Source organism: Microlunatus parietis (genome assembly GCF_013407955.1).
Classification (GTDB): Bacteria; Actinomycetota; Actinomycetes; order Propionibacteriales; family Propionibacteriaceae; genus Microlunatus; species Microlunatus parietis.
On sequence record NZ_JACCBU010000001.1, the window covers coordinates 433141 to 452772 of the forward strand.

Sequence of the window (19632 nt, forward strand, 5' to 3'; positions counted from 1 at the left end):
CATCGAGAGGAAGCCCCATGATCAAGAACAACAACCGCGACATGATCAAGAACCGCCGCAGCCCGTGGCAGAGCGTGATCGTCGTCTCCGTCTGCGCGGCCGTCGCGGCGCTCGCCGGCAGTTCGACCGCGGTCGCCCAGCCCGGCCGTGATCATCGCGTCCCGTACACCCGGCATGTCGAGCCGGGCAACGCGAACCCCATGATCGCGACCGGTGTCACGCTGGAGTCGCGGGCCCGGAACTACAAGTCCAGCGGGCTCGGCCCGGCGGCGCTCAACCCGAGCGGCGCGCCCGGCACGCCGGCCGCGTACGTCGACGCCGGGCAGTTCCCGGGCGGGGTGCTGACCGGCGGCGTGACGATCACCGAAGCGCAGGGCATGAACGTGCTCCGGCAGATCGAGGCCAACCTGAAGGCGCGCGGGCTGCGGCTCAGCGACGTCACCACGATGCGCGTATTCCTGGACAATGCCCCGGGCACCGACCGGGCCGACTACGCGGGCTGGAACCGGGCCTACCGGCAGTTCTTCGCCAACACCGATCTGCGGACCGGGAAGCCGATCAAGGTGCCGCTGGGCACGGCCGAACCGGCCGAGCCGCTGGTGATCAACCCGGCCCGGCCGAGCCGGTTCGCGCTCGAGATCGCCTCGCTGCCGGTCGAGGGCTGGTTGGTCGAGGTCGAGGTCGACGCCGTCTACCCCCGATGATCATGAGTCCGGATCCGATGGATCAGCGGGCGTACCGGTCGGCCCTCGGTCGGTACGCCTCCGGGCTGACCGTGATCACCTGCCGGACCGGCGATCGGCTCGCCGGGATGACCTGCCAGTCGTTCGGCAGCGTCTCGCTCGACCCGCCGCTGGTCTCGGTCTGCCTCGGCACCGGTACGGCGACGCTGGCCGCGATCGAGGCCGCCGGCTCGTTCTGCGTGAACGTACTGGCCGGTGATCAACAGGGACTGTCGGACCGGTTCGGGCGACCCCGGCCGGACCGCTGGCTCGGCCTGCCCTGGACACCGGGAGCGGCCGGTCACCCGCAGCTGCCGGGGTGCCTGCTCTGGCTCGACTGCACCGTCTCGGCCCTGGTCCCGGCCGGTGATCACCTGATCGTGATCGCGTCCGTCGACCGGCTCCGGCTCGGTGACCCGGCCGCCGGCCCGCTGCTCTACTACGGCGGCGACTACCGCAGGCTCGGCGGATCACCGGCCGACGTCCGGCTGGCCGGTTGATCATGGTCGGCGCCGGTCCGCGAGCGGTCCGGGACCGGCCGGCATGGCATGATCGGCGGACCGGCGCCGATGACGTGAACGAGGGGGTCTGCATGGTGGGGTTGCGGCTGCAGGTGGTCCCGGAGCCGGGCGTCCTGGTGGACCGGATCTGGATGGCGGACTGCGACGACGACACGCCGGTCAGCGCCGTGGCCTCGTACCACACCAGCATCTGCTGCGTCCGGGCCGGCGGCGTCACCACCGTCTACCTGCGCGGTCCGGTGACCCGGGCCACTCCCCTGGTCTGCCCGCCCGGAACCGAGTTCTTCGGCGCCGACTTCCGGACCGGCGCCTACCTGACCGTGGCCCCACCCGCCGGCCTGGCCGACTGGAACGACATCGCCCTGCCGACCCTGCCCGACGGCCGGATCCTGCTCGGCGGGCAGACCTGGGAGACCCCGACACCGGACAACCTCGACGTCTTCGTCGACCGGCTGCACCGGGCCGGCCTGCTGATCTTCGACCCGCTCGTCGAGGATCTCCGGTACGGCTGCACGGTGCCCGTCTCCACCCGCGTGGCCCAGGCCCGCTTCCGCCGCGCCGCCGGTCTGTCCCGCCGCGCCTTCGACCTGATCGACCGCACCCGACAGGCCGCCGACCTGCTCCGGGCCGGCTCCCCGATCCGCGAGGTCGTCGCCCGCACCGGGTTCTACGACCAACCGCAACTGACCCGCGTGGTGCGGCGGCTGATCGGGCACACCCCCGGCGAGCTCGCCCGCGGCGACCTCGTCGTCACGCTCTGAACCCAGGATTCGCCGGTTGATCATGGTCCGGTTGTTGATCATGGTCGTGTTGATCATGGTCCGGGGACGCGGCCCAGCTGGCCAGCAGCCGCAGCCGCTCCTCGGTCGGCGAGCCGGCCGCCGCCGTGTACATGGCGAGGGTGAGGTCCGGGTCACCCGACGGTCGCAGTGACTCGTAGGCCAGGTCGAGCTCGCCGACCACCGGGTGGTTGATCAACTTCGCCCCGTACGTCTTCTCCAGCACGGTGTGTTCGGCCCAGAGGGTACGGAACGTGTCGTCCTTCATCGACAACTCGCCGATCAGCGCGGCCAGCTCGGCATCGTCGGGGTACCGGCCGGCGTCCAGCCGCAGGAAGGCGACCATGTCGGCGGCCACCGCCGGCCAGTCCCGGTAGAACAGCCGGGCCTCCGGCCGCAGGAACGTGTGCCGGGCCGAGTTCCGCTCCGCCGGCTGCATCGAGGAGAAGTCGTACACGGCGTCGGCGAGCGGATTCCAGGCGAGAATGTCGGAGCGCCGGCCCATCACGAACGCGGGCAGGTCGCCGGCCATCTCGAGCAGCCGGCTCAGGCCGGGCCGGACCCGCTGGGAGGCCGGCCGGCGCCTGCGGGCCGGGCGGACCAGGTTGCGCAGATGGCTCCGTTCGGTCTCGTCCAGGCGCAGCACCCGCGCGACGGCGTCCAGCACCGCGTCCGAGACGGCCGGGGTGCGGCCCTGTTCCAGCCGGACGTAGTAGTCGACGCTCACGCCGGCCAGCAGCGCCAACTCCTCCCGGCGCAGGCCCGCGACCCGACGCCGGCCGCCGGCCGGCAGCCCGACGTCCTCCGGCCGGACCCGGGCCCGCCGGCTGCGCAGGAACTCGCCGAGATCATGGGACACGGTTCCCAGTATGGCCGCGCGCCGCCGTCCGAGCCTGGGTACTGCCAGACCCAGGATCGGCGGACCGATGGTCGACCGGAGCCTCGGGTCCCGGTCCGGATCGCGACCACAGTGGTCTGCATGACCACCACTTATGAACTGAACGGGCGGACCGCGGTCGTCACCGGCGCCGCCAGCGGCATCGGCACCGAGATCGCCCGCACCCTGGCTCGCTCCGGCGCAGGAGTCGCGCTGCTGTCCCGCCGGGCCGACCGGGTGCAGGACCTGGCCGGAAAGATCGCGGCCGACGGCGGCCGGGCGCTCGCCGTGGCGGCCGACGTGACCGCCGACCTCACCGAGGTCGTCGAGACCGTCCACGCCGGACTCGGCCGGGTGGACCTGTTGATCAACAACGCGGGCGTGATGCTGGCCAACCCGTTCAGCGAAGGCCGGATGGACGAGTGGCGGCGGATGATCGACACGAACCTGACCGGCCTGCTCAACGTCACCCGGGCGTTCAGCGCCGACCTGGTCGCCGCCGGTCGGGACGGCACCGCCGACCTGATCAACGTCTCCTCGGTCGGCGCCCACCTGACCTTCCCCAACTACGCCGTCTATACCGCGACCAAGGCCGCCGTCACCCATCTGTCGGCCAACCTGCGGACCGAGTTCGCCGCACTGGGCATCCGGGTCACCAACCTCGAACCGGGCCTGGTCTCGACCGAGCTCGGTGATCACATGGACAACCCCGAAGTGGAGGCCCATCTCGCCGCCTGGCGCGCGGAGGTGCCGCCGCTCAGCCCGGCCGACATAGCCGACGTCGTCGGCTTCGCCGCCAGCCGGCCGAAGCAGGTCAACCTCCGGCAGCTCATGGTCATGCCGACCGTCCAGGCCTGAGATCAGGCGTCGCGATCACTTCTTGAGCGCGTCGGTGGCGGCCCGAACCAACTGCTTCGCGGCTTCCCGGGGCGCCACCCGGCCGAACATGACCTCGGCGTCGATCGACTCGACCGCGTCGGTGACGGCCGTCGTGCCGGCCGGGGCCGGCCGCGTCTCCACCAGATCCTCCTTGGTGAGGTCGCGAATGTACTCCACCGAACGTTGATCATCCGGCCCGAGCGCGTCGAAGATCCCGTCCACCACGGCGGTACTGATCGGCACCCCGCGGGTCGGGCCCACCGCCAGGTTGGCCTCGACGTCGTTGATCATGAAGTTCAGCAGGTCCAGCGCACCGGCCTGGTTCGGGGCCTTGGCCCCGATCGACCAGTACATCGCGACGCCGATCTGCATCCCACGCCGGACGGCCTGAGTCTCACCGGGGAACCGATTCAGCTGCAGGTCCCCGTCCACGGAATCGTTGTAGGCCTTGAGATTGTTGGTCGGGATCATCTGTGCGGCGACCAGTCCGGCGGCGAGCGGCGACTGCGCGGAACCGCCACCGGCGGACTCGATGAACCCGGCCGGCGGCAGGCCGCCCTTCTCGCGCTGCTCGACCGACATCGCCCACCACTCGACCAGGCTCTCCTCGCTGCCGCCGAAGCCGCCGTCGGTGGTGTACAGGTCCTCGCCGCGCTGACGCAGGAAGATGGCCAGTGCATCGGTCTCGCTGAACGGGAGGTTGATGCCGTACAGCTCCTTGTCGTCGCGGTCCTTCGCGGCCTTCGTGATCGACTGACTGAACGACCACAGGTCGTCCCAGGACCACGTGTTCCCGTCCGGGATCTCGACCTCGTACCGCTCCGTCAGCGCGGTGTTGATCACGAAGCCGGAGGCGTTCAAGCCGGCCGGAATGCCGAACAGGCGATCACCGAACCTGGCCAGCGGAAGCTCCGGCGGTACGTCGTCGAGCTTGATCACGTCGAGATGCTGGTTCAGGTCCAGCAGGGCGCCGCGATCCACGTACTCGCTGATCCCGTCGCCGCGTTGATTGCAGAGATCGGGAACGTCCCCGGCGGCGAATCGCGTCGCCATCTTGTCCTGGTAGGGACCGCTGTCCTGATACTCCGTCTTGATCGTGACGCCCGGGTGCGCCTCCCGGTAGAGATCGAGCATCGCCTCGGTCAGCTTCGCCCGATTCGCATCGCCCCACCAGATCATGTTGATCGTCGATCCGGCGTCGGCACTGCCACCGCCCACGCCGAACCGGTTGCATCCCGTCAGCGCTGCCGCCGCCGTTCCCAGGCCCAGCCCGAGAACGGCCCGGCGACCGACACTCATTCCAGTCACATCCATAACGAACCCTTCGCCTCGTCGCGACGTCACGCCCGGGCCCGCACCAGGGACTCGGAAACCGCTTTCTGACCTAGCCCGGAGTCTCACACCAGCGGCTCAGCAGTGTCAAGAATCGCGGCCCCCGTGGTAATTGCAGCGCACCAGCGGTCGCGCGTCCGGCCGCAGTCCGCCGACCGCAGCCTCGTCGAGTGGCGTGGGCCCGGAACCGATTGCCAGCCTGCACCGGCGGCCGTCACCCGGGCGCCGCGCGGGCCCGCCGGGGTGGGCTCGGCGTCAGCCCTTCAACAGTTCGGTGATCCTGGCCAGCCGGTCGGCGACCTGCGCCTCGTACCCGTGGTTGGTCGGCTGGTAGTAGTCCGCGTCGGCCAGTTCGTCCGGCAGATACTGCTGGGCGGCGATCCCGTGCGGCGCGTCGTGCGCGTACTGGTAGCCCACGCCGTGGCCGTGTTGCTTGGCTCCCGCATAGTGGGCGTCCCGCAGATGAGGTGGGACCAGCCCGATCCGGCCCTCCCGAACGTCCGCCTGGGCGGCCCCGATCGCCAGCACGACGGCGTTGGACTTCGGTGCCAGCGCGCAGTGGATGACGGCGTGGGCCAGGGTGATCGCGGCCTCCGGAAACCCGATCAGCTGGACGGTCTGGGCGGCCGCGGTGGCCAGCGGCAGCGCGGTCGGGTCGGCCATCCCGATGTCCTCGGAGGCCAGGATCATGATCCTGCGGGCGATGAACCGCGGGTCCTCGCCGGCCTCGATCATCCGGGCCAGGTAGTGCAGTGAGGCGTTGACGTCGGACCCGCGCATCGACTTGATGAAGGCGCTGATCACGTCGTAGTGCTGATCACCGTCCCGGTCGTACCGCACCGCCGCCTTGTCCACGGCCCGTTCCACCGTCTCGGTGGTGATCGACGCGCTGTCCACCGCGGTCGCGCCGGCCGCCGATTCCTCCAGGTACGTCAGCGCCCGCCGGGCGTCGCCGCCGGCCAGACGGAGCAGGGTGGCCCGGGCCTCGTCGTCGAGTTCGTACGTCTTGCCGTCGGGGGTCCGCAGCCCGCGCTCGTCGGTGAGAGCCCGGGTCAGCAGCCCGGACAGGTCGTCGTCGGTCAGCGGCCGCAGGGTCAGCAGCAGTGACCGGGACAGCAGCGGCGAGATCACCGAGAAGCTCGGGTTCTCCGTGGTGGCGGCAATGAGAGTGACCAGCCGGTTTTCCACGGCCGGCAGCAGCACGTCCTGCTGGGCCTTGGAGAACCGGTGCACCTCGTCGACGAAGAGCACGGTCTGGCGCCCCTGCCGCAGCTCGCTGCGGGCCTGGTCGAGCACGGCCCGGACGTCCTTGACCCCGGCCGTGACGGCGGAGATCTCGACGAACCGGCGGTCCGTCTGCCGCGACACCACACTCGCGATCGTCGTCTTGCCCACCCCCGGCGGGCCCCACAGGAACACCGACATCGGCTCGCCGGAGGCCAGCCGGCGCAGCGGCGATCCGGGCGCCAGCAGGTGGCCCTGGCCCACGATCTCCTCCAGGGTGCGCGGGCGCATCCGTACCGCCAACGGTGTGCCGGCATGGTCCACGGCGCCGAGACTGCCGCCGGTGGTCGCCTGGCCGCTCCGGCCCGACCGCGGCTCCGGCACCGGGTCGCCGAACAGGTCCTCACTCACGGACACACCTCATCACACGGGACCGACGTTCGCCCGCCACCCTCGACCCAACTGACTTACGGTCGCTGCAGTGATGACTGCAATGACTGGTACGTTAGCGGCATGAACTCCCCGACCGAGGCGGAACTCGACTTCACCGACGCCGTCGCCGCGTTCTTCGCCAGGGAGGGCATGCCCCTGATTCCCGGCCGGGTGATCGGCTGGCTGTTGATCAGTGACCCGCCGGAACAGGCGGCGGCCCAACTGGCCGAGGTGCTCCAGGCCAGCCGCAGCTCGATCAGCAGCGCAACCCGGATGCTCACCCCGAGCGGCCTCGTCGAGGGGATCCGCAAGCGGGGCGACCGGCAGGAGTACTTCCGGATCGCCGCGGACGGCTGGAGCCGGATGCTGATGCGCCGGTACGGCTACGCGACAGAGTTCCGCGATCTCCTCAGCCGCGGCCTGACCGTGCTGGACGACGCGCCGGCCGACCGTCGGGAGCGTCTGCAGAACGTCCATTCCCTCTACGGCTTCCTGGCCGACGAGCTGCCGGCCCTGCTGCAGCGGTGGGAGAACCTGAACAGGAGCGAACGATGACCGACGATCTTGCCGTCGACCACGACAGCCACGAGGTCGTCTGTCCGGAGGGACGGCTTCGGGTGATCACCGCCGGCGACACCGGCCCGCCGGTCGTGCTGCTCAGCGGGGGCGGTACCGACAGCGCGACGCTCAGCTGGCGCCACCTGATCCCCGACCTGGCAGACTCGTTCCGGGTCTTCGCACCGGACTGGCCGAAGCAGGGTCGCAGCCGGCCCTGGAACGGTGTCGCCGACCATGATCGACTGGTCCGCTGCGTGACCGAGGTGCTTGATCATTTCGGGCTGGACCGGGTGGCGCTGGTCGGGCTCTCGCAGGGCGGCGCTGTCGCGCTCTCGTACGCGATCGATCATCCGGGCCGGGTGAGAAGGCTCGTCGCGCTGGCACCGGGTGGCATCATCGACTTCCCGCCGGTCGTCCACCAACTGCTCTGGCTGACCGCGAAGATCCCGTTCCTGAACCGGACCCTGCCCAGCCTGATGGCTCGAGACCGGCGCAGCACCGCAGCGTTCGCCCGCCGCGCCCTGTTCACCGACCTGCCGGCGGACTTCGACGAGATCGTGGACGAGATCATGATCGAGTCCCGGGCCGGCTCCAGTTCCAGTGACTGGCAGAACACCTCGATCGGCCCGTTCGGCATGACGGTCGACCTGCGCCCACGCCTGTCCGAGATCCGCTGCCCGACCCTGTTCCTCCAGGGCGACTCGGATGTCGGCATCCGGCAGCACTTCACCGCCGCGGCCGCCCGGCTGGTGCCCGGCGCGAAGTTGATCATGCTCGACAACACCGGCCACTGGATCAGCCGCCAGTCCCCCGAGCTGGTCAACCCGATGATCAAGGAATTCCTCGCCGCACGCGGGTGACCGTGGCAACGGTGATCAACAGGAGCCCGAGCGGATAGGCCAACCGGACCTGCAGCCGATGCCAACTGTCCGCACCCTCGACCCAGCCGACCGTGCCCGCCCCGACGAGCAGCACGGAACCGGCGAACACCGCTGCGCCGATCCCGGCCCAGGTGTCCACGGCGAGCGAGGTGATGGCGGTGCCGACCAGCAATGCCAGGTAGCTGCCCGCGGCAACCCGGAACGTCGGCGCGAGTCCGCCCCACATCAGGCCGAACACCACGGCGGCCACGATCAGATACAGCAGCGCGACAACCGACCGCCAGCGCTGCCGGCCGCGGACCGAGGCCCGCAACGCCTCGACCGCGCCGCTACGCACGTACACCACGAGGAGACAGGCCTGCGCGGCGGCGAACGCGGCCACGCTGAACAGCAGCGCGTCCCGGTCCAGGCCGATCCGCCGCGGGTTCCCGAGCAGGTCGCCGACAGCACACAGCAGCAGGGCCAGGACCAGCAGCCTCGGACCGTTCCGGCGCCACACCCAGACCGCGAGCAGCGGCGCCAAGATCGTCACGGCGATCAGGTCGACCGGGGTCGGGACCGGTACGACGACGAAGATCAACTGCGCCAGCGCGACCAGTCCGAACCCGATCAGCCAGGGACTCCTGATCAGGTCGACGGCGGTGAGCGGCCCCGGGCGTGCGTCCATGCCGGGGACCCTACGAGCCGGCAGCTATCGCCGGCGTATCGATCAGCGCGTCAGTTGATGACTTGGATCGGGCAACGAGCCAGCCCCGTCTTGGCGAGCCGCAGGTCCGCCGTGACGAGAGTGGCGTCGTGATCTTCCGCAGCAGCGACATAGGCTGCGTCATAGCCCGACAGGTTGGAACGCAATTGCCACATACGGTCCAGGAGCGGAGCGGTCGGAGCAATCGCGACGACCATGCGAGCAAGGGTTCCGGCCGCACGGACGGCTTGCGCATCGTCGAACTTCCTGCCCAGCCAGAGACCTCGGATGACGTTGAAGACCTCAGTGCGCCAATGCTCCGGAACGACCCACGCCGGGTCGGCGTCGAGAAGTTCGCGGGCCCGTATGGTGCGGGGCTCGGCGTCCTCGTCAGCGAAGATCAGCGCTAATGCCGAAGCGTCCGGAACGATCACCCGGCACCGCCGGGCCGCCCAGCCCGCCCCTCGTCGATGATCGCGAGAACGTCATCGCCCGTAACCCCGGTCCCGACAGTCCATTCGGCAACCTCGCGGAGAAGGTTGCGGTTCTGAGCGAACGACGCTTCGCGGAGGACGACGCCCAGCAGGAATCCCTGCAGCGACTGTCCGTTCTGGGCGGCTCGCTCGGCGAGCGCGTCCCGCACCTCCTCGGGAACGTCACGAATCTGAAGTGCCACCATGCATTCATTATGCATGCTAGATGCATGAGCCGCACGGCGAACCTCGGGACAACCGGCCGGACGTCAGCTGGGCGTGGACCAGTTCGCGATCCGTTGGCCGATGTCGAGCAGGTCGAGCGAGCCAGTGGCCACGCCGAGGACGAACCGCTCGCCCTCCTGGAGCGAGGTTGCCCGAAGGGTGATCCCGTTGAACAGCAGGAAGAGCTTGGTTGCCGCCCAGGCCAGGCGTTTGTTGCCGTCAACCAGGGGGTCGTTGCGGGCCAGCGAGTGCATCAGCGCCGCAGCCTGCGCCGGCAGGTTGGGGTAGGCAGGCTCGCCGAAGGCGCTGGCCCGCGGCCGGGCCAGCGCCGATTCGAGCAGTCCGGGGTCGGCGATCAGAAAGTCTTCACCTTCCTCGGCCATCATCGCGATACCGAGGTCGGTGACATCCTCCAGCGTGAGGAAGTAGGTCATTGCGAGAGGCGGTGCAACAGCTCGCGATCCTCGTCGAGGATGTGCCGGATGAACCGCGACCGTCGCTCACCGTGCAGCATCTGCCGGATCGCGTCGAGCGCAGCCTGCTGCATCGACGTGCCGTGCTCGGCGGCGTAGGCGCGCAGAGCCTCGGTGTCCTCGTCGGTCAACCTCAAGTTCATCGCCATACCGACGACGGTACCGCCAGCGGTACCGACGAGGGTTCGTCTTGGATCGGCTTCGATCCCCACAGGAGTGAATTTCAGCCGGTCAGTCACGGCGGAAATCCACAGCGGTCGGGTCGGGAGGTCGCCGCCGACCGGTTTCCCGGCCGTTGAGCGACAGCAACGTGCAATTCTGTGCCACAACCCCACCGGCCGATCAAGGTCACTAACTGAGCGGACGCCTTGACCTCCATGTCGTGGGGCAGATGCCGGTCAGATCGTCTGTGAGGATCGTCAAGTGCCGTTCGCGGCGGTGGGTCTGACTCGCAAATCGTCTGGGCTTGGTGCCTTTGAGCGGATCTGTCGGCCTGTCGCTGCGAGCGGTGCTTGCTGCCACCGGGCGGCTGGGGGCGTGTCCCGATAGGGGCCTTGCCGTCACAAGAGCGCCATCACAGTCCTGACCGCTCCCTTGTGCCACCCGGTGACGGCCAATCCGTTCCCAAGCACAGGAGGAGATCGACCTTGTCCAGCATGCCGCAATCGCCAGTTCATTCCCAGCCCGGTCCCGACCCCGCCGGGGAGGTGGTGCTGGGGGTCGACACCCACAAGGATTTCCACGTCGCGGTTGTGCTGTCCCTGCTCGGCCAGGTGCTGGGCACACGATCCTTCCGGACCACGGCGGCGGGCTATCGGGCCCTGCTGGCCTGGGCGCAGAGTTTGGGGGTGGTGCGCCGGGCCGGGGTCGAGGGCACCGGCAGTTACGGCAAGGCGTTGACCCGTCAGCTGCTCGCCGCCGGGGTGGCGGTGGTTGAGGTGAATCAGCCCGACCGGGCCGAGCGGCGCCGGCGCGGCAAGACCGACGCCATCGATGCCGAAGCCGCGGCCCGGGCCGTCTTGTCGGGCCGGGCCACCGCGACCGCGAAGACCGGTAACGGGCAGGTCGAGATGCTGCGGATGTTCAAGCTGGCCAGGGAATCCGCGGTCAAAGCGCGCACCCAGACGCTCAACCAGCTCAAGACCATGATCATCACCGCCGATCCCGAACTCCGCGACCAGCTGACCGGCCTGACCACCCCGAAACTCGTCCGGCACTGCGCCGGCCTGCCCGACCAGCCCGTCACCGACATCACCGCCGCGGCCCGCTACACGCTGCGCCTGCTGGCCCGGCGCGTGCAGCAACTCACCGCCGAGATCACCGACCTCGCCCGCCAACTCAAAGCCACCGTCACCGCCCTGGCCCCCGCGTTGCTGCAACAGCAAGGGATCGGGCCCGACCACGCCGCGCAACTCCTGATCACCGCCGGCGACAACCCCGACCGGCTCCGCTCCGAAGCAGCGTTCGCCGCGCTCTGCGGCGTCAGCCCGATCCAGGCCTCCTCCGGCAACACGACCCGGCACCGGCTCAACCGCGGCGGTGACCGCCACGCCAACTCCGCGCTCTACCTGATCGTGGTCTGCCGGCTACGCCACTGCCCAGCCACCCGCGCCTACACCGCCCGCCGCACCGCCGACGGAAAGTCCAAACGCGACATCATCCGCTGCCTGAAACGCTACATCGCCCGCGACATCCACAAGATCATCACCGGAGCCCTCCGACCCGCAGAACCCGCACCCGCGACCCCTTGACAAACATAGGGGCATCCGCTCGACGAAGTCACCGCGCCAACAAGATCTTCCGCCGGTCAGTCGCGGCAGGTGGGGGCTCTCTCCACACTGTTCCCGCCGGGTCTCCGGGATCGAAGGGCGGTCAGGACTGCTTGGCCGCCTCGGGCTTGGCGTCGACGCCGGCCTCCTTGCGCTGAGCCGCTGTGATCGGGGCCGGGGCGTCGGTGAGCGGGTCGACCCCGCCGCCGGACTTCGGGAACGCGATCACCTCGCGGATCGAGTCGGACCCTGCGAGCAGGGCGACGATCCGGTCCCAGCCGAAGGCGATGCCGCCGTGCGGCGGGGCGCCGAACGAGAAGGCGTCGAGCAGGAAGCCGAACTTCTGCTGCGCCTCCTCGGGCTCGATCCCCATCACCTTGAAGACGCGCTCCTGCACGTCCCGGCGGTGGATACGGATCGAGCCGCCGCCGATCTCGTTGCCGTTGCAGACGATGTCGTACGCGTACGCCAGCGCCGAGCCCGGATCGGTGTCGAAGGTGTCCAGCGACTCCGGCTTCGGCGACGTGAACGCGTGGTGCACCGCGGTCCAGGCGCCCGAGCCGACCGCGACGTCACCGGCAGCGACGGCGTCTCCGGCGGGTTCGAACAGGGGCGCGTCGACGATCCAGACGAACGACCAGGCGGACTCGTCAATGGCACCGATCCGCTTACCGATCTCCAGCCGGACCGCACCGAGCAAGGCCTGCGACGCCGACCGGCCGCCGGCGGCGAAGAAGACACAGTCCCCCGGCTCGGCTCCGGTGGCCTTGGCCAGTCCCTCCCGCTCGGTCTCGGACAGGTTCTTGGCGACCGGGCCGCCGAGCTCGCCGTCCGCCCCGAACAGCACGTACGCCAGCCCGCGAGCCCCGCGCTGCTTGGCGAACTCCTGCCAGGCGTCCAGCGTTCGCCGCGGCTGATCCGCGCCGCCCTTCATCACGACCGCGCCCACGTAGTCGGCCTGGAAGACCCGGAACGGCGTCTCGGCGAAGTAGTCGGTCAACTCGGTGATCTCGAGGTCGAACCGCAGGTCAGGCTTGTCGGTGCCGTACCGGTTCATCGAGTCCCGGTAGGTGATCCGCGGGATCGGCGTGGCCACCTGGTGGCCGATCAGGCTCCAGATCTCGGTCAGCAGCCGCTCGCTCAGCGCGATCACGTCGTCCTGGTCGACGAAGCTCAGCTCGATGTCGAGCTGGGTGAACTCGGGCTGCCGGTCGGCCCGGAAGTCCTCGTCCCGGTAGCAGCGGGCGATCTGGTAGTAGCGCTCCAGGCCGCCGACCATGAGCAACTGCTTGAACAACTGCGGGCTCTGCGGCAGCGCGTACCAGGAGCCGGGCCGGAGCCGGGCCGGGACCAGGAAGTCGCGGGCACCCTCGGGCGTGGACCGGGTCAGCGTCGGCGTCTCGACCTCGACGAAGCCCTCGCCGGCCAGCACGGTGCGGGCCACTCGGTTGACCTCGCTGCGCAGCCGGATCGCGGCGGCGGGGGCGGGCCGGCGCAGGTCGAGGTAGCGGTACTTGAGCCGGGTCTCCTCGCCGACGTTGACCCGCTCGTCGATCTGGAACGGCAGCGGCGCGGCCGGATTGAGCACCTCGAACTCGGCCGTGACGACCTCGATCTCGCCGGTCGGCAGGTCCGGGTTGGCGTTCCCCTCGGGCCGCAGCGCGACCTCGCCGATGATCTTGATGCAGTACTCGTTGCGCAGGTCGTGGGCGCCGGAGGCCGCCAGGATCTCGTCCCGGACCACGACCTGGACGATCCCGCTCGCGTCCCGCAGGTCGAGGAAGGCGACCCCGCCGTGGTCCCGGCGCCGGCCGACCCACCCGGCCAGCGTGACCGTGGTTCCGGCGTGTTCGGCGCGCAGCGTCCCGGCGTCGTGCGTGCGAATCAACTCATCTGTCCCTTCATCGGATCTGGCCCAGGCCCCGCCCGATCCTAGTGGTCCATTCGCCGGGCTCCTAAGAATGGGTGACACTAGAGGGCATGGGTAGGACGCAGCTGAGCGGTCAACATCGTGTCAACCGGCGACCCCGTGGATTCGCCGGCCTGCTCACCGCCATCCTGGTCCTGATCGCCGGCTGCGCCTTCGTCGTCATCGGCGCGCCCCCGGCCCATGCCTGCGAGTGCGAACCACCGACCCGGCCGCAGGCGGTCCAGCGGGCCGACGTGATCATGTACGGGACCGTGCGCTCGGTCCGGCCGGTCTCCGACCCGGCGTCCGGCCACGAGTTCACCGTCGCCGTCCGGTACGTCTACAAGGGCACCGCGTACTCCGAGCAGATCGTCCAGACCCCCGACGCCGCGGCCTGCGGCTTCGTGCCGACGATCGGCTCGACGATGCTGATCTTCGCCACCGAGCGGCAGGAGCCGTCCGTCGAGCACGCGTACGAACTGGTCACCACCCAGTGCGACGGCAGCATGCCGGCGAACAGTCCGCCGCGGGACCTGGGCACTCCGCTGGCACCGCTGACCGGGTCGTCGGCCGATGTCGGCGCGGCGGAACGCACCGACGCGACGATCGGCCGGATCTTCGGCACGGTCGCTCTGGTGATCATCGGGATCGCCCTGGTCGGCGGTGCCGCCCTGTTCTGGCTCTGGCGACCCGGCCGCACCCCTCGCTGACACCGTTCTTCGTCGCGATCCGGTTCTGATCATGGACTGAGCCGATCATGGAAAGCTCTTCCGCGCCCGCGAGTTACATGGCACATTGTTCCACGTACTGTTCCATCGGGAGGCAGGGTCGCCATGACGAACCGGAGCACGGGAGCGCCCACCTGGCTGCGCCAGCTGGGATTCGCAGCGAGCATGATCGGGATCGGGGTCGGCATCGGCACCGTGGTGCAGACCGGCGGTTCCGCGCCGGAGCCGGCCACGGCGCGGCTGCCCGGAGAGGTCAGAGCGGTCGGCGATCCGGACGACCCGCCGGCCGAGGGCGACGGGCTGCCCGGTGATCGTCCGTCGTTGTCCGGCGGCGCGCTGTGGTACCCGTGGGCACCTGGACCGGGCGAACTCGGCGCGGTCCCGATGGCGTTCTCGGTGGACCACCTGATCGACGACCGCACCGCGAAGAAGGTGATCGCGTCCTGGGGTCGCAACGAGGACTCCCCCACCGCGCCGCTGATGAACACCCGGGCGGTCGGCGAGGACAACGGCCAGATCTTCAAGCCGTACGAGGCGTTGCCGTCGTCCTTCACCATGGTCGCGACCACCCGGCTGCGAGACGGCGCGATCCTCTCAGCGAGCTTCGTGCCGGTCCCGTCGCCGGCACCGAACCGGCTCGGCATCCCGATGGCGAAGTCGACCGACATGGCGAAGAGCTGGACCACCTGGACCGCACCGCTGATCGAGAACAAGTGGAAGCTCGGCTGGTACCGGGTGCACCGTGACCTGCTCGAGCTGGCCGACGGCACGCTGCTCCTCGGCGGTTACGGCAGCGGCGTGATCGACGGCGTCAACAAGCAGTACAGCGTGATCTTCGAGTCCACCGACGGCGGCAAGTCGTTCCGACAGCGCTCGGCGGTGAACGCCGGCACCTCGTACGCAACGAACGAGCTCGGCTTCGGCCGGACCGCCGACGGCAGGCTGGTCGCGATGATGCGCGGCGTCGAACCGAACCCGCGGCCGCCGTCGATGCCGCTCACCCAGGCGTTCTCCGACGACGACGGGCTGACCTGGACCGACGTGAAGCCGTACCAGCCGCCGGAGGGGATGCCGAACAACGGGATCATGCCGAAGTTCCTGCTGCAGCCCAACGGCCAGCTGCTGATGACGTACGGGCGCCCGGACAACAACGTCGTCGTCTCCTTGGACGGCACCGGGCGGACCTGGGACACCGGCGAGACGCTCTACTCCCGGCACCCCGGCGAGGAACCGTTGCGGCGCTGGTCCGGCAGCAGCGGCAACATGGATCTGGTCGCGCTGAACAACGGATCGTCGCTGGCGTTCGGTGACACCTGCCACAACATCTGGTACTGCCGTGAATACGGCCACGACAACAAGATCTGGACCCGCAAGGTGGACGCCCTCGGCCCCGGCGTCGGCAAACTTGATCTTGCCACCAAGGTCCGGGACAAGATCGTCAAGCTGACCGGCAACGTCGCGCCCGCCGATGATCGTTACCCGGAACAGCGGCTCGCCGCGGTCGTTGACGGCAGCTCCGAGTACCGCTCCGCGGCCCGGTTCGACCGGCGCCAGGAGTTGATCATCGAGCTGGACCGGACGTACACGCTGAACCGGATCGGGCTGATGCTGGCCAAGGGCGAGCTGAACAGCGCCAAGGTCCAGGTGTCCACCGACGGCGACACCTGGAGCGCGCCGATCCTGCGCACCGGCGACCGGACCGACTGGGCGATGCGTTACCAGGACCTCGACCCGGTCCAGGCGAAGTTCGTCAAGATCACCAGGGACGGCCGGGCCCCGTTGTCGGCGATCACCGAGCTCGAGCTGTACGCGAGCCACCTGCTCACGTTCGAGAACGACGGGATCACCACGATCCCGCGGACGATCAAGGACGCCCGCTACGCCCTGGTCGCCGACAAGGGCATGGTCCCGGGCTACGACCATTCCAACGCCCGGATGGTGCTGATCGACGCCGACCAGGCGGCACGGGCCACCGCGACGATCCCGGCACAGGAGCCGGCCGCCGGGCTGCGGTTCGGCTTCGGTTTCGAGGGTTACGGCTACGGCTCCGGTGCGATCTGGGAGGTCCTCGGCCGGTCCGGCGACGGCGAGGAGAAGGTCGCGTACCGGCTGATCCTGTCGCCCGACTGGACCGCCAACGTGATCACCGTGAAGGCCTGGAACGGCTCGGCCTGGGTCGAGGTCGGCCGCACCGGAAGTCCGGTGATCCCCAACAAGCAATGGATGTCGGTGACCCTGGACAGCACCGCCGCGGGCACCAAGATCGCGATCAACGGCACCGTGCTCGGCACCGCCACCCAGCGACTGGCCGACGTCGACACCCTCACCGGTCTGCGGGTCCAGACCGGCCTCAACCCCGAGGACGTGGGCAATATGGAGCACTCGTACGACGACATCATGATCACGCCACTCCGCTGACCCGCCTCGTCGGCTGCGTTTCGGGCTGTCGCTATTCCTCCACAGATCGAGTATTTCCGCGTGGCAACCGCGGTGATCGGCTGGCTCGTGGAGGAATTCCGACAGCCCGAGGTGTCGGCTGGATCGGTCCTGGCGATTGGAGGTCCGATGGATCGTCGAGCATCTCGTCGAGTTCCGCCTCGGTGAACTCGAAGTCGGCGCCGACCCGGATCTGGCCGGCGAGCGATCCCTTGGCGTCGAGGAACCGCTTGGCCGGTCCCGAGTGCCGGATCGGCACCAGCCGGACCACTGGCAGGCTTCGACAGGCTCAAGGGGCGTCGTTGTCGGTGGTCGGCAGGACGCCGCGGCGGACGGCGCTGATCAACTCCTCGTGGTCGGCCTCCACCTGATCCGCGTAGCCGGCGGCGAACCGGCAAAGGGCCTGGTCGAGCTTGTCGGACGAGCCGACGTAGCCGGCGATCATGGACGCTCCGCTGGTCCGGGCGTGACCCTTGGCCAGCAGATGGCCGACGATCCCCGCATAGTCGGTCAGCGCGGCCGCGTCGATCGCGTCCAGCGGGATGGTGCCCTTCATGTTCCGGAACTGGCGGACGTAGAACTGCAGGTTGCCGACGGAAGTCCAACCCAGCAAGGGATCGCTCACGGTCTGCAGGCTCTGCTGGTATTCGACGACCCGCTGGCCCTGATGATCATGCCAGGCCGAGTCGCCGTGGACGAACTTCGCCAGCACCGACCGGCGTGCCTGCTTCAGCTGCAGGAACACCACGTCGTCCGGACTGCTGCCCTCCAGCAGGGCGACGTAGGCGCGCAGTCCGACGCTGCCGACACCGACCACCTTGTGCGCGATGTCGACCAGCGTGTAGCCGCCGAGCGCCCGTTGCCAGTGCAGCGCCAGCGTGCCCAGATACTGATCCAGGGCCTCTCCCAGGGCGTCCGCCTCGTCCTTCGGCACCCGGGTGATCAGCGGCGGTTCCTCGACGATCCGGCGCCGGCCCTCCTGCTCCACCACGAACCGCGGCAGGGCACGGTCACTGGTCCGATTGCGGGCCCGCTTGGCGGAACGCTCGATCTCGTCCCGCAGCGTCTTCTCCGAGGCGGTCTCGTGCAGCCGCTCCACGTCGAGCCGGTTGTACGACCGCATCAGCAGCGGCTGGTCGGCAAGGAACCGTACCTCGGCCCGATAGGCCGCGACACACGCCGCGACGGCGTCTCGGCACTGGTCCTCCGACGAGCCGTTCTGCCGGCCGGCCACCCAGATGCTCGCGACCAGGCGGCGCAGGTCCCACTCCCAGCTGCCCGGATGCGCCTCGTCGAAGTCGTTCAGGTCGATCACCAGCTCGCCCTCGGGCGAGGCGTAGAAGCCGAAGTTGCCCAGGTGCGCGTCGCCGCAGATCACCGGCATGATCCCGGTCGCCGGCAGGTGCGCCACGTCCTCGGCCATCACGATCGCGCTGCCCCGCAGATAGCCGTACGGCGACGCGGTCATCCGGGCCACTCGGATCGGGATCAGGTCCGGCAGCCGGCCCTCGTGCGAGTCGAGGATCAGGGTCACCGGGTCCGGCCGGCCGTACGGTGCGCGCCACTCGCCGAGCGATTTGCGGGGCACCCGGTCCCGCAGCGCCTTGCCCATCCGGTACCGCTCCTCGCGCGAGGTCGGCCGGCGGCGCAACGAGAAGTACGCGTCACTCTCTGCCGTGGCCAGCACCGTGTGGCTGTGGCGTACGACCGGCTCCCTGGGCAGCGCCATCACCCTCCTGTCTCCAGGCTCAGTATGGCGGTTGGGACCTAAGCCCGGCGGGAGTCCAGGCCGACCAGGTGCCGGTTCCGGGCGCCCGCCCGCTGACCGGCGAGCAGCCGCTGCCGTACCGCATCGGGGATGTCGTGGCGGCGGGCCGCGGTCCGGGCGTCGTCGGAGTCCAGGTCGGGCACCCGGACCCGGCCGCGGTACGGATCCGAGGCCACGCCGGGCACGCAGGTGACCCTGGACGCGGCCGGCGACGGGCCCAGGTTCGGCAGCGACGGCGCCACCGCCCCGGCGTAGGCGAGCTGGCCGGACGCCGTGGGATGGAACGACTCGGTCTGGTCGAACAGGACGACGTTGTGGATCCACGGATCCTCGGTGCAGGTGGCATGGCCGACGAACGGCAGCCGGACGTCGACGAACGTCCAGCCCACGGCCGCGGCCACCTCGGCCTGCCGCTCGGCCAGGTTGTCGGCCGCGTCGTTGAGCGCGTACATCTCGTCGGAGGTGAAGAACGTCGCCAGGTGGCAGTCGGTCCCGGCGAACAGGTGCGGGTAGCCGGCCAGCACCCGGTCGATCGAGCGGCCGAGCCGGCTCTCGATCAAGGTCAGCGCCGCGGCCAGCCGGACCGGCAACTCGTCGGTGATGAATCGCAGCGCCTCCTCGATGACCTCCGCGCTGTCACCCCACCACCATGGCCGGGCCGCCTCGGTGAGCACCCGGGCGAAGCCGGCGTCGTTGCCGCCGATCGTCAACGCGACCGCGGCCGGCTCGGCGCCGGCCGGCAGTCCGGCCTGGGCGTTGGCCAGCTGACCCTCGATGTCGGAGGTCAGCGCACCCTCGCAGGCCGCGATCAGCACATCGGCCGCGCGCTCCCGGCCGATCACCGCGCCGTAACAGTTGCGGGACCGCAGACAGTCGGTGCCGTCCTCGATGTAATCGCCCGCACCGACCCCCGAGGAGTACGAGTCCCCGAGGATGATCAACACATCGGAAGCCATGATCA

At 69.7% G+C, this 19632-nt stretch carries 20 protein-coding genes; 9 read left to right on the forward strand and 11 right to left on the reverse strand.

The genetic code is table 11. From position 1 onward, the window contains the following. The first annotated feature begins 17 nt into the window (after window positions 1-17). From BKA15_RS02130 to BKA15_RS02140, 3 genes are read left to right on the forward strand one after another with little or no spacing between them, the layout of a single operon-like run. Complete coding sequence (locus tag BKA15_RS02130; RefSeq protein WP_246322242.1) at window positions 18-704, forward strand: Rid family hydrolase; 687 nt, start codon at window positions 18-20, stop codon at window positions 702-704. Further along, window positions 701-1222: a flavin reductase family protein gene (locus BKA15_RS02135; RefSeq protein WP_179747881.1), complete on the forward strand. Its 522-nt coding sequence runs from the start codon at window positions 701-703 to the stop codon at window positions 1220-1222. The genes BKA15_RS02130 and BKA15_RS02135 overlap by 4 nt, the downstream gene beginning before the upstream one ends. 2 nt (window positions 1223-1224) lie before the next feature. Continuing rightward, complete coding sequence (locus tag BKA15_RS02140) at window positions 1225-2004, forward strand: helix-turn-helix domain-containing protein (RefSeq protein WP_246322545.1); 780 nt, start codon at window positions 1225-1227, stop codon at window positions 2002-2004. On the opposite strand, the gene BKA15_RS02145 is transcribed toward BKA15_RS02140, so the two are convergent. Continuing rightward, on the reverse strand, window positions 1994-2881 hold the full coding sequence (locus tag BKA15_RS02145) for a helix-turn-helix transcriptional regulator (RefSeq protein WP_179747883.1): 888 nt from the start codon (window positions 2879-2881) through the stop codon (window positions 1994-1996). The genes BKA15_RS02140 and BKA15_RS02145 overlap by 11 nt on opposite strands. A 120-nt stretch (window positions 2882-3001) precedes the next feature. On the opposite strand from BKA15_RS02145, the gene BKA15_RS02150 reads away from it, so the two are divergent. Further along, window positions 3002-3757, forward strand: a complete 756-nt coding sequence (locus tag BKA15_RS02150) for an SDR family oxidoreductase (protein WP_179747884.1) — start codon at window positions 3002-3004, stop codon at window positions 3755-3757. Window positions 3758-3772: 15 nt separating this feature from the next. Here BKA15_RS02150 and BKA15_RS02155 read toward each other — a convergent pair whose 3' ends face one another. Together BKA15_RS02155 and BKA15_RS02160 are read right to left on the reverse strand one after the other, a co-directional pair. Beyond that, complete coding sequence (locus BKA15_RS02155; protein WP_179747885.1) at window positions 3773-5077, reverse strand: ABC transporter substrate-binding protein; 1305 nt, start codon at window positions 5075-5077, stop codon at window positions 3773-3775. 288 nt (window positions 5078-5365) lie between these two features. Continuing rightward, a complete protein-coding gene (locus tag BKA15_RS02160) occupies window positions 5366-6745 on the reverse strand; it encodes a replication-associated recombination protein A (protein WP_312878795.1) in 1380 nt (459 codons plus the stop codon). Window positions 6746-6847: 102 nt separating this feature from the next. Here BKA15_RS02160 and BKA15_RS02165 point away from each other — a divergent pair, with 102 nt between their 5' ends. Then, window positions 6848-7321, forward strand: coding sequence for a GbsR/MarR family transcriptional regulator (locus BKA15_RS02165; protein ID WP_179747886.1), 474 nt, complete (start codon window positions 6848-6850; stop codon window positions 7319-7321). Then, window positions 7318-8184 carry an alpha/beta fold hydrolase gene (locus BKA15_RS02170; RefSeq protein ID WP_179747887.1) on the forward strand — a complete coding sequence of 289 codons (867 nt, stop codon included), beginning with the start codon at window positions 7318-7320 and terminating at the stop codon, window positions 8182-8184. Before BKA15_RS02165 ends, BKA15_RS02170 begins: the two co-directional genes overlap by 4 nt. Here BKA15_RS02170 and BKA15_RS02175 read toward each other — a convergent pair. The 5 genes from BKA15_RS02175 to BKA15_RS02195 all read right to left on the reverse strand — a co-directional run bounded on the left by BKA15_RS02175 (window position 8156) and on the right by BKA15_RS02195 (window position 10300). Next, window positions 8156-8872: a lysoplasmalogenase family protein gene (locus BKA15_RS02175; RefSeq protein WP_179747888.1), complete on the reverse strand. Its 717-nt coding sequence runs from the start codon at window positions 8870-8872 to the stop codon at window positions 8156-8158. The genes BKA15_RS02170 and BKA15_RS02175 overlap by 29 nt on opposite strands. A gap of 50 nt (window positions 8873-8922) precedes the next feature. Further along, a complete protein-coding gene (locus BKA15_RS02180; protein WP_179747889.1) occupies window positions 8923-9324 on the reverse strand; it encodes a type II toxin-antitoxin system VapC family toxin in 402 nt (133 codons plus the stop codon). Next, window positions 9321-9569, reverse strand: coding sequence for a FitA-like ribbon-helix-helix domain-containing protein (locus BKA15_RS02185; protein ID WP_179747890.1), 249 nt, complete (start codon window positions 9567-9569; stop codon window positions 9321-9323). The genes BKA15_RS02180 and BKA15_RS02185 overlap by 4 nt, the downstream gene beginning before the upstream one ends. A gap of 63 nt (window positions 9570-9632) precedes the next feature. Further along, the gene (locus BKA15_RS02190) at window positions 9633-10022 is read right to left on the reverse strand and encodes a type II toxin-antitoxin system death-on-curing family toxin (RefSeq protein WP_179747891.1); all 390 of its coding nucleotides are present in this window, start codon (window positions 10020-10022) and stop codon (window positions 9633-9635) included. After that, complete coding sequence (locus tag BKA15_RS02195; protein WP_218871023.1) at window positions 10019-10300, reverse strand: YlcI/YnfO family protein; 282 nt, start codon at window positions 10298-10300, stop codon at window positions 10019-10021. The genes BKA15_RS02190 and BKA15_RS02195 overlap by 4 nt, the downstream gene beginning before the upstream one ends. Before the next feature lie 417 nt (window positions 10301-10717). Between BKA15_RS02195 and BKA15_RS02200 the strand changes: the two genes are divergently transcribed. Continuing rightward, a complete protein-coding gene (locus tag BKA15_RS02200; protein ID WP_179747892.1) occupies window positions 10718-11812 on the forward strand; it encodes an IS110 family RNA-guided transposase in 1095 nt (364 codons plus the stop codon). A gap of 121 nt (window positions 11813-11933) precedes the next feature. Here the strand turns inward: BKA15_RS02200 and aspS are convergent, their stop codons facing one another. After that, on the reverse strand, window positions 11934-13718 hold the full coding sequence (gene aspS / locus BKA15_RS02205; protein ID WP_179747893.1) for an aspartate--tRNA ligase: 1785 nt from the start codon (window positions 13716-13718) through the stop codon (window positions 11934-11936). A 92-nt stretch (window positions 13719-13810) separates the two neighbouring features. On the opposite strand from aspS, the gene BKA15_RS02210 reads away from it, so the two are divergent. After that, the gene (locus BKA15_RS02210; protein ID WP_179747894.1) at window positions 13811-14449 is read left to right on the forward strand and encodes a hypothetical protein; all 639 of its coding nucleotides are present in this window, start codon (window positions 13811-13813) and stop codon (window positions 14447-14449) included. A gap of 123 nt (window positions 14450-14572) precedes the next feature. Next, entirely contained in the window at window positions 14573-16885 is a 2313-nt protein-coding gene (locus tag BKA15_RS02215; protein ID WP_179747895.1) for an exo-alpha-sialidase, read from the forward strand. Window positions 16886-17192: 307 nt separating this feature from the next. Here BKA15_RS02215 and BKA15_RS02220 read toward each other — a convergent pair whose 3' ends face one another. Together BKA15_RS02220 and BKA15_RS02225 are read right to left on the reverse strand one after the other, a co-directional pair. Next, on the reverse strand, window positions 17193-18632 hold the full coding sequence (locus tag BKA15_RS02220) for a DUF2252 domain-containing protein (RefSeq protein ID WP_179747896.1): 1440 nt from the start codon (window positions 18630-18632) through the stop codon (window positions 17193-17195). A gap of 38 nt (window positions 18633-18670) precedes the next feature. After that, on the reverse strand, window positions 18671-19627 hold the full coding sequence (locus BKA15_RS02225; protein WP_179747897.1) for an SGNH/GDSL hydrolase family protein: 957 nt from the start codon (window positions 19625-19627) through the stop codon (window positions 18671-18673). Between the last annotated feature and the right edge of the window lie 5 nt (window positions 19628-19632).